The sequence below is a fragment of the Citrobacter sp. CK206 genome (assembly GCF_030333125.1).
Lineage (GTDB): Bacteria > Pseudomonadota > Gammaproteobacteria > Enterobacterales > Enterobacteriaceae > Citrobacter_B > Citrobacter_B koseri.
The window spans coordinates 1-12,231 of record NZ_JAOWGM010000023.1; the positions used below are offsets into that span (position 1 = coordinate 1).

The following is a 12,231-nucleotide window of genomic DNA, read 5'->3' on the forward strand; positions in this document are numbered from 1 at the left end:
CCATGCCGAACTCAGAAGTGAAACGCCGTAGCGCCGATGGTAGTGTGGGGTCTCCCCATGCGAGAGTAGGGAACTGCCAGACATCAAATCAAGCGAAGGGCCCGGTCGAAAGACCGGGCCTTTTTGCGTTTACGCGCCCTGAGAACTGCTGGATGGCGGCGGTGCCTTATCCGGCTCACGTTCCACCAGATAAGCGCAGCGCCACCAGGCAGTTAGTGAATGACTTGCGACAAAAACGCCCGGGTACGCTCTGATTTAGGATGGGGAAAGAACTCTTCCGGTGGCGCCTGCTCAACAATTTCACCACGATCCATAAAGATCACCCTGTCTGCTACCGTTCGGGCAAAGCCCATTTCGTGGGTGACGCAAAGCATTGTCATCCCGGACTGTGCCAGACCAATCATGGTATCCAGCACCTCTTTCACCATCTCAGGATCCAGCGCGGAAGTCGGCTCATCAAACAGCATAATTTTGGGCTTCATGCATAGCGAACGTGCAATAGCCACGCGCTGCTGTTGCCCGCCGGAAATCTGCCCTGGAAACTTATGGGCGTGCTCAGCGATGCGCACACGTTCCAGGTAATGCATCGCCAGTGCTTCAGCTTCTTTCTTTGGCATCTTCCGCACCCAAATCGGCGCCAGAGTACAGTTTTGCAGTACCGTCAGATGTGGGAAGAGGTTGAAGTGCTGGAACACCATACCGACTTCCTGTCTTACCCGCTCGATATTGCGAATGTCTTCATTGAGTTCAATACCGTCTACCACAATACGCCCTTGTTGATGTTCCTCCAGATGATTAATACAGCGAATGGTCGTGGATTTACCCGAGCCGGAAGGGCCACACAGCACGATACGCTCCCCCTGTTTCACGTTCAGATTAATGTCTTTCAGAACATGAAACTGACCGTACCATTTATTGACGTTTTCCAGCGTGATCATCGCGTCGGCAGGTTGAATTAATAATTGGCTCATAAAATCCTCAGTGCGGCGTACGCCCGGTGTTAAAACGTTTCTCCAGATGCTGGCTGTAACGCGACATGCTGAAGCAGAAAATCCAGTAAATCAGTGCGGCAAAAACATACCCTTCGGTCGACATCCCCAGCCATGCAGGGTCAACAGTCGCCTGCTGAACGCTACTGAAAAGGTCAAATAAACCGATAATGATCACCAGGCTGGTATCTTTAAACAGGGCGATAATGGTGTTCACCAGACCCGGAATCACCAGCTTCAACGCCTGGGGTAGAATGACCAGTCCCTGGGTTTTCCAGTACCCGAGCGCCAGAGATTCCGCGGCCTCATACTGCCCTTTCGGTAATGCCTGTAACCCTCCGCGTACGACCTCCGCGACGTAGGCAGACTGAAAAAGGATCACCCCAACCAGCGCCCGGATAAGTTTGTCGATACTGGTTCCTTCCGACATAAACAGCGGCAGCATGACCGAAGACATAAACAGCACGGTGATTAACGGTACGCCTCGCCAGAACTCGATAAAGATAACGGAGAGCATCCGAACGATCGGCATATGAGAGCGACGGCCCAGCGCCAGCAAAATTCCCAGAGGAAGGGCACCCGCAATACCGACGGAAGCGATGATCAACGTGAGTGTTAATCCTCCCCATTGCCGCGTTTCTACCCGCTCCAGCCCGAAGAAACCGCCATACATCAGCCACCAGACAACAATGGGATAGATAACCGCCCATGCGGCGATGTAGCGCCCGCAACGGGGCATTGCTTTCCAGAACATCGGCACAATGGAGGCCAGACCAACAAGTAATGCCAGGTTGATGCGCCAGCGTTGGTCATGTGGATAAAGCCCATACATAAACTGACCAAAACGTTCGTGGATAAATACCCAGCAGGCACCCGCCTTCGTGCAATCAGCACGCGTCGAACCCACCCAGTTAGCCTGTAGAAACGCCCAGTTCAGCAAGGGGGAAATGAGTATCCACATGAGCCACAGACAAAAAAGGGTTAGCAGGCTATTGGACCAACTGGAAAAGAGATTTTTACGTACCCACAAAATTATGCGACCTGCGCCGTTATTGGCCGGGCGCATGGGATGAGACAGAAGAACTTTTGTCATCATGGTTCCTTAGCGCTCAATCAGGGCGATACGGCGGTTATAAATATTCATCAGCAGGGAAATACTGAGGCTGATGATCAGATAAACCGACATGGTGATGGCGATGGTTTCAATGGCCTGACCCGTCTGGTTCAGTACCGTTCCGGCAAACAGGGAAACCATATCCGGGTAGCCGATAGCGGCAGCAAGCGATGAGTTCTTCACGATATTCAGATACTGGCTGGTCAATGGAGGAATGATCACGCGCAGTGCCTGGGGAATGATGACCTGACGCAGCGTTACCGGATTAGGGAGGCCCAGTGAACGCGCGGCTTCATGCTGGCCGTGAGGAACCGCCTGGATACCGGAACGGATGATCTCAGCAATAAATGCCGAGGTATATACCGAAAGCGCCAGCGTCAACGCAGCCAGTTCTGGAATTAATGCCATCCCTCCCCGGAAGTTAAACCCGCGTAACTCAGGCACATCCCAGTGCAGCGCCGCGCCAAATAGCCACTGAGCGACAGCCGGCAATAGCACGATGAGCGCCAACGCCGTAGGCCATGTTCGGCGCAATTGCCCCGTCTTAATCTGGTGCGTTTTATTGAAGCGAAAGAGCCCAGTGGAGATGACGATCGCCAGAAGGATTGCCACACAAAAAGCGATAACGCCTTCACCCAGCTGTGGTGCCGGAATATAGAGTCCCCGATTACTCAGAAAAACCAAATCCAGCGCGCTTACCGCCTGCCGTGGCCCGGGTAAATTACGCAGGACGGCAAAGTACCAGAAGAAGATTTGCAGCAATGGCGGAATATTGCGAAAGGTTTCGATGTAAATGGTCGATAACTTACGCAATAACCAGTTATCCGACAGGCGTGCAAGGCCGAGGAAAAAACCTAAAAATGACGCAAAAACAATACACAGTGCGGAGACCAACAGCGTATTGAGCAAGCCGACCAGAAAGACGCGGCCATATGTATCCCCTTGCTCATAGTCGATCAGGTGCTGAACAATACCGAACCCGGCGCTGCGATCGAGAAACGCGAATCCTGAGGTAATCCCCCGGCTGCTCAGATTGTTAATCGTATTATGAATTAAATAGACCGCAACACTGACAACCGCAATAACGGCGAGTATTTGAAATAACCAGGCGCGGACCGCAGGGTTAGAAAAGGAGAGCATTCCTTTTACGGTTGAGCGGCGATGGGACATAAGAAAACCTCGGTAACCATAACTCTGGGCTGAGCGCCGCAGGTGCGGCGCCCGTTACATCACAACGGCTTAGCGTACGGGTGGTGCGTACTGAATGCCGCCGTTATTCCAGAGATTGTTCTGGCCTCGTTTGATCTTCAGCGGGCTTTCCGATCCCACGTTACGTTCAAAGATCTCCGCGTAGTTACCAACCTGTTTAATGATGTTGTAGGCCCATTTGTTATCCAGTTTCAGATCCTTACCGTAATCCCCTTCTTTACCCAACAAATGCGCCATGTCCGGTGTTGCCGGATTCGCCGCTTTCTCATCTACGTTCTGCGAGTTAATCCCCATTTCTTCAGCATTCAGCATAGCGAACAGCGTCCAGCGGACGACAGAGAACCACTCATCATCACCACGGCGCACAACGGGGCCCAGAGGCTCTTTTGAGATGACTTCAGGCAAGACGATCCATTCGGCAGGGTCGCTCAGCTTGATTCGCAGGGCATATAACTGAGACTGGTCAGAAGCCAGCGTGTCGCAGCGGCCCGATTCCAGCGCTTTGGCTGACTCATCAGAGCGATCAAAAGTGACCGGGGTGTATTTCATTTTGTTGGCTTTAAAGTAATCGGCCACGTTCAGTTCGGTATCCGTGCCTGCCTGTATACAGACGGTGGCGCCGTCCAGCTCTTTAGCGCTTTTTAACCCCGCTTTGTTATGCGTCAGGAAACCAATCCCGTCGTAATACGTCACGCCAGTGAATGACATGCCCATACCTGCGTCGCGTGAAGAGGTCCAGGTTGTATTACGGGATAACAGATCGACTTCGCCGGATTGCAAGGCGGTGAAGCGCTCCTTTGCAGTGAGTGGGGTATATTTTACTTTTGTATCATCGCCAAAGACGGCTGCGGCAACGCCACGACAAACATCGACGTCAATACCCGTGAATTTACCGCTTGCATCTGCATAAGAAAAACCAGGCAGGCCGTCACTGATCCCACATTGTACGAATCCTTTTTTCTTTACGGCATCCAGTGTTGCGCCAGCATGCGCCTGATTTGCAACAGCAAGCAGCACGCCGACCGCAGCCAGGCTGGCTATCATCATCTTTTTCATAATGCATCCTGTGTGGAGAAATTATCGTTATAGAGAGACGTTCTGGAACGTCTTTACCTGTCTGTGGCTTTGGCCATACTCTTTTAAGCAAAGGTAGTGCCAGGTTTTGCGAACGAATGCTCGACGCAATATGCAGAGTGTAGACAGGAAAAAATAAATGCAGCGCCCTGAAATGGTGCGAAAATGAAACGTAAGCCACATTTTGGAGCAAAATATTTAAATTTACGGGCGCTGTGCGGAATAACGATTTCGCCCGTTAATATCGGCAGGATAAGTATGATAAATGCAGTTTCACTAAGACAGAATAATGAAAAATGCCAATCTTATAGAGTAGATATGTGAGAGAAATCTATAATTAATGATTAATAATAAGTCGATTATCCAGAGCTTTGTCTTATATTAAAAGCGCGGGTTGCCGCGCTTTTAATAAAACCTATTTCGTCAGGGCAACAATCCCCAGCGTCAGGCCTGCGACAGCGGCTGCGCCACCGGCAATCGCCCCCGCTGTTTCCCAGTTATCCTGCGTGGTGCCCTTCATACAGGTATTGGTATGAACCAGACGACCCTGGTCGTCATAAACCGGAACGCAAGGAGAGTCATGCGCACACCCCGCCAGCAAGGTTGTGAGCAATGCAACAGGAATTAATCTTTTCATGGTGTTACCTCAAAAATAAACGTTTCGCTACATCCAGCAAAGTCGAATGCTCCGCTAGCTGCGAACCCGACGCTATTTTATCACGCCTTAAAAGGGCACCCGCATGTGGAATAATTTCAATTCATGTGGATTGTAAAAATAATGGAGAAAAGGATGGCTAAGTGGTGCATGTCTGGTAAATAGCAGGGAAAATAAATGACTATCTTTTTAATACATAAATGGATAATTATTTTGGAAAAAGGCGCCCGAGGGCGCCGTAATTTTAGTGGTTAATCATGATGCCGGTTAAAACGACGTCTCACGACCACAAAGAAGACCGGAACGAAGAAGATTGCCAGCAATGTCGCCGTCAGCATTCCTCCCATAACCCCTGTTCCCACCGCATTTTGTGCGCCACTGCCTGCGCCATGACTGATAACCAGCGGCATAACGCCGAGGATGAACGCCAGAGATGTCATCAGGATTGGGCGTAAACGCATACGCGACGCTTCAAGCGTTGCCTCAATCAACCCTCGTCCCTCTTTCTCCATCAGATCCTTGGCAAACTCCACAATCAGGATGGCGTTTTTAGCAGAAAGACCAATGGTTGTGAGCAGGCCAACCTGGAAGTAAACGTCGTTATTCAGTCCGCGAAGCGAGGCGGCCAGCAATGCGCCGACCACGCCGAGCGGTACGACGAGCATAACGGAGAACGGAATGGACCAGCTTTCATACAATGCAGCCAGGCAAAGGAAGACCACAATCAGTGAGATTGCATACAACGCCGGAGCCTGGTTGCCGGAGAGGCGCTCCTGATACGACATGCCTGTCCAGTCATGACCAATACCGTTCGGTAATTTTGCCGCCAGGCTTTCCATTAATGCCATCGCTTCCCCGGTACTTCTGCCGGGCGCCGCTTCACCCAACAGCTCCATTGAAGGCATACCGTTGTAGCGTTCCAGACGTGGTGAGCCGTAAATCCACCGTGCCGAACTGAAGGTGGAGAACGGAACCATTTCACCGTTTGCGCTACGGACATACAGATTGTTGATGTCACCGGGCAACATGCGGAACGGCGCATCCGCCTGGACATAGACTTTCTTCACTCGTCCATGATCGATGAAATCATTCACGTACGTGCCGCCAAGCGCGGTGGAAATCGTCTGGTTGATGTCTGACAGGCTGACTCCCAGAGCCTGTGCTTTTTCCTGATCGACATCCAGCTTGAACTGTGGCGTATCTTCCAGTCCGTTAGGGCGGACGCGAACCAGCAGGTCGGGATGCTCTTTTATCATACTCAGCAACTGGTTCCGGGCTTTGGTGAGCTCCGTGTGACCCAGGTTCGCCTGATCGATCAGTTCAAAGTCAAACCCCGTTGCCGTACCCAGCTCAATAATCGCGGGCAGGTTGAACGGGAAGACAAGACCATCCTTTATCTGGCTGAATGCCCTGGTTGCGCGGGCAACGATCGCTTCTACGCCATTTTCTTCGCCGGGGCGTTCTTCCCAGGGCTTCAGGCTAATAAAGACGATACCGGAGTTCTGCCCCTGTCCGCTAAAGCTAAAACCATTCACGGTAAAGACGGATTCAACGTTGGCTTTTTCCTGGTTCAGATAGTAGTTCTGAATCTGATCCAGCACTTGCTGCGTACGTGTCTGCGTCGCGCCAGCCGGTAACTGCACCATCGTCATGAATACGCCCTGATCTTCTTCCGGCAGGAAGGAGGTGGGTAAGCGCAGGAACAAAATGGCCATGCCGCCGACGATAAGGACATACAGCAGCAAATAACGCCCGGTCTTGCGCAAAATACCGCTGACGCTGTTACTGTAATGCCCGACGCTTTTTTCAAACAGCGTGTTAAACCACCCGAAGAAGCCACCTTTCTTTTCATGGTGATCGGCAGACGCAGGTTTAAGCAGCGTGGCGCAAAGCGCAGGCGTCAGGATGAGCGCAACCAGTACAGAAAGCGCCATTGCAGAAACGATAGTCAGCGAGAACTGGCGGTAAATTGCGCCGGTTGAGCCGCCAAAGAAGGCCATCGGCACAAATACGGCGGAAAGCACCATCGCGATCCCCACCAGCGCGCCCTGAATCTGCGACATTGATTTCTGGGTCGCTTCTTTGGGCGGTAGCTTTTCTTCCACCATCACGCGTTCGACGTTTTCCACGACGACGATAGCGTCATCGACCAGCAAGCCGATGGCGAGCACCATCCCGAACATTGTTAACGTATTAATAGAGAAACCGAACGCCGCCAGGATGGCGAATGTACCCAGCAGTACAACCGGCACCGCAATGGTCGGTATCAACGTCGCGCGTATGTTTTGCAGGAAAAGATACATGACCAGGAAAACGAGGATGATCGCTTCAAACAGCGTTTTCACCACTTCATGAATCGATATTTTCACAAACGGCGTGGTGTCATACGGGTAGACCACCTTCAACCCTTGCGGGAAGAAGGGCTGTAGTTCCGCAAGCTTCGCTTTAATGGCCGCCGCCGTATCCAGCGCGTTCGCGCCGGTTGCCAGCTTAATACCCAGGCCTGTCGCCGCCTGGCCATTAATCTTCGTCACCATGTTGTAGTTTTCGCCGCCAAGTTCGATGCGGGCCACATCTTTAAGATGGACCATCGAACCATCCTGATTCACTTTCAGCGTGATGCGGCCAAACTCTTCCGGCGTTTTCAGGCGTGTTTGCGCGATGATAGAGGCGTTAAGCTGCTGTCCCGGGATAGAAGGCGTCCCGCCCAGTTGGCCTGCGGCAATCTGGTTGTTCTGCGTTTTCAGCTGGTTAATAACATCTAACGGCGTCAGTTGGTATTTGTTTAACGCATTGCTGTCGAGCCAGATACGCATCGCGTACTGCGCGCCAAACAGTTGGACGTCGCCGACGCCGGATGTCCGGCTGATGGTATCTTTAACGTTAGACGCCACATAATCGGAAATATCATCCTGCGTCAGGTTCTTATTGTCGGAAACAAAACCGGCCACCAGAAGGAAGCTACTGCTTGATTTCTCGACGCTGATACCTTGCTGCTGTACTTCCTGCGGCAACAAAGGCATGGCCAGTTGCAGTTTATTTTGTACCTGAACCTGTGCGATATCCGGGTCGGTGCCGGACTGGAACGTCAACGTAATGGTTACGCTACCGGACGAGTCGCTGGTGGACGACATATACATCAGGTTATCGATACCGTTCATATTCTGTTCGATAACCTGCGTTACGGTATCCTGCACCGTTTGCGCGTCCGCTCCCGGGTAGGTTGCGGAAATCGCAACGGCGGGCGGTGCGATGGTCGGGTACTGCGCAACAGGCAGTTGCATGATCGCCAGGGCGCCAGCCATCATGAGAATGATGGCCAGAACCCAGGCAAAAATCGGGCGATTAATAAAAAAGTTTGCCATGTCCGGTTACCTTATTGCGCTGCATTCGCCGCAGGGGCATCGGTGGTGGCTTTAACCTGTTCGCCCGGGCGGGCTTTCTGCAAGCCGCTGACGATAACTTTGTCGCCCGGTTGCAACCCTTTGCTGATTAACCATTTATCGCCGATCGCCTGAGTAGCGATAACGTCGCGCGCTTCAACCTGATCTTTATCATTGACGAGCATCACTATCGCATCGCCACGCGGCGTACGCGTTACGCCCTGCTGTGGAACGAGAATGGCATTGGGCTGAATGCCTTCATCAATTCGCGCGCGGACAAACATACCGGGAAGCAGGGTGTGCTGAGGATTGGGGAAAACAGCCCGAAGGGTGATAGAACCGGTACTTTCATCTACCGTAACGTCGGAAAATTGCAGCGTGCCTTTCAGCGGGTACGCCTGACCATTTTCCATTACCAACTCGACGTTGCTGCGGGTGTTGTCTTTGTGCAGGCTACCCTGCTCGACGGACTGCCTGAGACGCATAAAATCGCTGCTGGACTGCGTCACATCAACGTAAATAGGGTCAAGCTGTTGCACGGTCGCCAGTTCGGTTGCCTGACCATTGGTCACCAGCGCGCCTTCGGTGACACTGGATTTACCAATGCGGCCGCTGATCGGCGAAGTCACTTTGGTGTAGGCGAGGTTGATGCGCGCGCTTTCTACTGCGGCTTTTGCGGCGATAACGGCGGCATCGGCCTGACGAGCATCGGCGATGGCCTGGTCGTACTCTTGTTGGCTAATGTATTTTGTGCCAACCAGCGGAACGTAGCGTTTAACCGTTAAGTGCGCAATGGCGGCGGCAGCTTCGCTTTTTGCCAGCTCGCCTTTGGCGCTGTCGTAATCAGCCTGATAAGTCGCCGGGTCAATCTGATAAAGCGACTGGCCTGCTTCGATATCGCTACCTTCGGTGAAATTCCTTTTCAGTACAATGCCGCTGACCTGAGGCCGGACTTCCGCAATACGAAATGGCGTCGTGCGCCCCGGCAGCTCAGTCGTCACCGCTAAGGGGGCAGATTCGACTACGTGGACGGTGACTTGCGGCTCAGCAGGGTGAGCTTGCGTATCTCCCTGATCGTTACAACCGGCGAGTAACGCAGCGGAGATTATGATGAATGAGGGCAGGAGTGCAAACCTGGCATGTTTCGTCATTACTGTTCCTTAGAAAACCGAAGCTCGTTATTTACCGGATAACGGTAAGGCGTTAACGCGCACAAATAAAATAGCAGTTGGCTATCCTACAAATTATCAGCTCGTGATGTAAGCAATACTTATTTCCGGTCGTCATGCACGGCACGTAAAAGCAAAAAAAGATTAATATCCTGTCGTTTCATAATGCGGTGGAAAAGTAAAACCCTGTCTTTCATTAACACAAATAGAAATATACATTCTTTTGGTGAATAGTTTTATTTGATTCATTTGTGTTTATTATTTATTTGGATGTGTTGTGCGTAATAATACACGAGGGCTCTCGTTTAAATAAAAATGAAGTGATACATTTGCGCGTTATCCCTGAACAGTATTTACTGTCATCCTTCGGTTTCAGACACACTTCACTATGGCCAGGAAAACAAAAGCGGACGCCCTCAGAACCCGACAACACTTGATTGAAACAGCGATCGTACAGTTCGCCTTGCACGGGGTCGGCAACACCACGCTAAACGACATTGCAGACGCCGCGAATGTTACACGGGGCGCTATCTATTGGCATTTTGAGAACAAGACGCAGTTGTTTAATGAGGTATGGGGTCAGCAACCGCCGCTACGCGATCTCATTCAGGACAGGTTAACAACGTGTGGGGGCGATAATCCGCTACAGAATTTGCGTGAAAAACTGATTGCCGCTTTGCAATATATTGCTGAGGTGCCCCGACAACAGGCATTAATGCAGATTTTATATCATAAATGTGAATTTCATAATGATATGATATCAGAGCAGGATATTCGGGAAAAAATAGGCTTCAGTTATCAGGTAATGCGTGAAGCATTACAGCAATGTATGAATAAAGGACTGATTGCGACCGGTCTTGATGTCGAGGTCAATTTAATTGTGCTTCATGGCAGTTTTAGCGGGATCGTAAAGAACTGGTTAATGAATCCTTCCAGTTATGATCTCTATAAGCAGGCGCCGCAATTAGTGGATAATGTATTAAAAATGTTAGTTCCGAATGGCAATGTGATGGTACTAACGCAGAATAACAACCCGGTCGGGGAAGCGTAACGGTTATCCCTAACTGTGCGTCGGCATAATTTGCATAGAACTGGCTGGCGTACTACTCAAGGTCGGCGCAGTTGACGAGTTTGAGCGGGTTAACCGAATTCATGTTGCGGCATTTATCGTATTCCGTTGTCATCAGTTCGATCCACTGCATGAGTAATGCGTCAAAAAGGAAAACGGAGACTGCGAAAACAACCAGCCACCAATACTTACGAATCATTGCCAAATCCTGTGTATTCATGCCCAAGCGTGCAAGGAATATACACGAAACAACGCGGCAGAAAAGCAGACTTACAATGCTTTTACTTCACCTGAGACGCATCCGTCATTTCGGCCATACGGCTCTTTTTGGACAGGTTTGTTGTCTTGCGCTTTTTCACCTTTGCCAGTTCGTTTTCCGCATAGTGAGAGGTGACGTTCAGCCTTCTGATGCCCATTTTTACGTATTCATCGTTGATTTCGATGCCGACAAATTTTCGCCCGGTTTCCACGGCTACGGCGCCCGTCGTGAAGCTTCCGGCGAAGGGATCTAACACCGTGTCGCCCGGGTTTGAGGAGGCCAGGATGATCCGGCTCAACAGCGCTCTGGGTTTTTGCGTGGGATGGTTCTCATACTCATCCATTAAGTAGCGGACGCGGGGAAAATCCCAGACGTTTCCGGGGACTTTTTGCGTGTTGTAGGGCTGGGGCGGATTTTTGCGGTAATCGATCAACGCTCTTTTTGCGCCGGTTTTGGTTTCAACCAGGATGTCATCACGATTAAACGTATAGTTCTTCGCATCTTTTACCATCATCAGGATGGGTTCATACATTGAGCCAAAATACTTTTTGGCCTGCACGCCTGAGCTGTCGTACGACCATATGATGCGACTTTTGATATCGAACAGTTTCCTGCATTTGAGGTCGAGATAGGGCATGTTCTCTGTGCTGTTCATGATGTACATCGTGCCGTGTTTTTTCAGCACCCGATGGCACTCATCAATGCATTCAAACAGCCAGGCCAAAAAGGTCTCTTCGTCCCAGGACTCCACCAGACCGTCAAAATTTTTTCCGATGTTGTAGGGCGGGTCGGCAAAAATTAAATCGGCACTTTCCGGGGGCAGTTTTTTCAATTCTGAAAGCGCATCACCGTGAATGATCTTCTTCGATTCATCGCCAAAATATTGCGGCTCAAATCCGACATTCATGAACAAACTCCTGTCTGACGCGAATAAAAAAGGCGCTTCCCCATGCCGAGTAGCGCCTTTTTAAACAAGCAATTAGCTAATCGAAATTAGTTCATGCCGTATTTTTTCAATTTTTTACGCAGCGTACCACGGTTGATGCCCATCATCAGAGCAGCACGGGTCTGGTTACCACGGGTGTATTGCATCACCATGTCCAACAGGGGCTGTTCTACTTCAGCCAGTACCAGCTCATAGAGGTCATTAACATCCTGACCGTTCAGTTGAGCAAAATAGTTCTTCAGTGCCTGTTTAACCGAGTCACGCAGGGGCTTTTGAGTCACCTGATCCTGAGAGTTAACGGTAGAAACGGTCAGTACGTCAGAATTTACGCGTTGTTCGAACATAGTTCTGTCAGCTCTTTATT

11 protein-coding genes and 1 rRNA gene are annotated in these 12,231 nt (G+C 50.9%); 2 read left to right on the forward strand and 10 right to left on the reverse strand.

The window, feature by feature from the left end; all coding sequences use genetic code 11:
• Positions 1-82: ribosomal RNA gene (rrf, locus tag OGX81_RS22095) — 5S ribosomal RNA — on the forward strand; the annotation flags it as partial.
• A gap of 130 nt (positions 83-212) precedes the next feature.
• On the opposite strand, the gene OGX81_RS06665 is transcribed toward rrf, so the two are convergent.
• The 7 genes from OGX81_RS06665 to OGX81_RS06695 form a co-directional block, all read right to left on the reverse strand.
• On the reverse strand, positions 213-971 hold the full coding sequence (locus OGX81_RS06665; protein ID WP_104868117.1) for an amino acid ABC transporter ATP-binding protein: 759 nt from the start codon (positions 969-971) through the stop codon (positions 213-215).
• A 7-nt stretch (positions 972-978) separates the two neighbouring features.
• Positions 979-2,082 (reverse strand): amino acid ABC transporter permease, encoded by a 1,104-nt coding sequence (locus tag OGX81_RS06670; protein WP_104868118.1) that lies wholly within the window; start codon positions 2,080-2,082, stop codon positions 979-981.
• A gap of 9 nt (positions 2,083-2,091) precedes the next feature.
• Entirely contained in the window at positions 2,092-3,273 is a 1,182-nt protein-coding gene (locus OGX81_RS06675; RefSeq protein WP_058668172.1) for an amino acid ABC transporter permease, read from the reverse strand.
• 69 nt (positions 3,274-3,342) lie between these two features.
• Positions 3,343-4,368 (reverse strand): amino acid ABC transporter substrate-binding protein, encoded by a 1,026-nt coding sequence (locus OGX81_RS06680; protein ID WP_012135405.1) that lies wholly within the window; start codon positions 4,366-4,368, stop codon positions 3,343-3,345.
• Positions 4,369-4,801: 433 nt separating this feature from the next.
• Positions 4,802-5,023 carry a putative periplasmic lipoprotein gene (locus OGX81_RS06685; RefSeq protein ID WP_012135403.1) on the reverse strand — a complete coding sequence of 74 codons (222 nt, stop codon included), beginning with the start codon at positions 5,021-5,023 and terminating at the stop codon, positions 4,802-4,804.
• Between the two features lie 269 nt (positions 5,024-5,292).
• Entirely contained in the window at positions 5,293-8,406 is a 3,114-nt protein-coding gene (locus tag OGX81_RS06690) for an efflux RND transporter permease subunit (RefSeq protein ID WP_110123634.1), read from the reverse strand.
• Positions 8,407-8,417: 11 nt separating this feature from the next.
• Positions 8,418-9,575: an efflux RND transporter periplasmic adaptor subunit gene (locus tag OGX81_RS06695; RefSeq protein ID WP_012135401.1), complete on the reverse strand. Its 1,158-nt coding sequence runs from the start codon at positions 9,573-9,575 to the stop codon at positions 8,418-8,420.
• A gap of 406 nt (positions 9,576-9,981) precedes the next feature.
• On the opposite strand from OGX81_RS06695, the gene envR reads away from it, so the two are divergent.
• Entirely contained in the window at positions 9,982-10,644 is a 663-nt protein-coding gene (envR, locus tag OGX81_RS06700; protein WP_110123633.1) for an acrEF/envCD operon transcriptional regulator, read from the forward strand.
• A 52-nt stretch (positions 10,645-10,696) separates the two neighbouring features.
• On the opposite strand, the gene OGX81_RS06705 is transcribed toward envR, so the two are convergent.
• The 3 genes from OGX81_RS06705 to fis form a co-directional block, all read right to left on the reverse strand.
• Entirely contained in the window at positions 10,697-10,861 is a 165-nt protein-coding gene (locus OGX81_RS06705; protein WP_047460895.1) for a DUF2556 family protein, read from the reverse strand.
• An 82-nt stretch (positions 10,862-10,943) separates the two neighbouring features.
• Entirely contained in the window at positions 10,944-11,828 is an 885-nt protein-coding gene (gene yhdJ / locus OGX81_RS06710) for an adenine-specific DNA-methyltransferase (protein ID WP_104868121.1), read from the reverse strand.
• A gap of 86 nt (positions 11,829-11,914) precedes the next feature.
• Positions 11,915-12,211 (reverse strand): DNA-binding transcriptional regulator Fis, encoded by a 297-nt coding sequence (gene fis, locus OGX81_RS06715; protein ID WP_000462905.1) that lies wholly within the window; start codon positions 12,209-12,211, stop codon positions 11,915-11,917.
• Between the last annotated feature and the right edge of the window lie 20 nt (positions 12,212-12,231).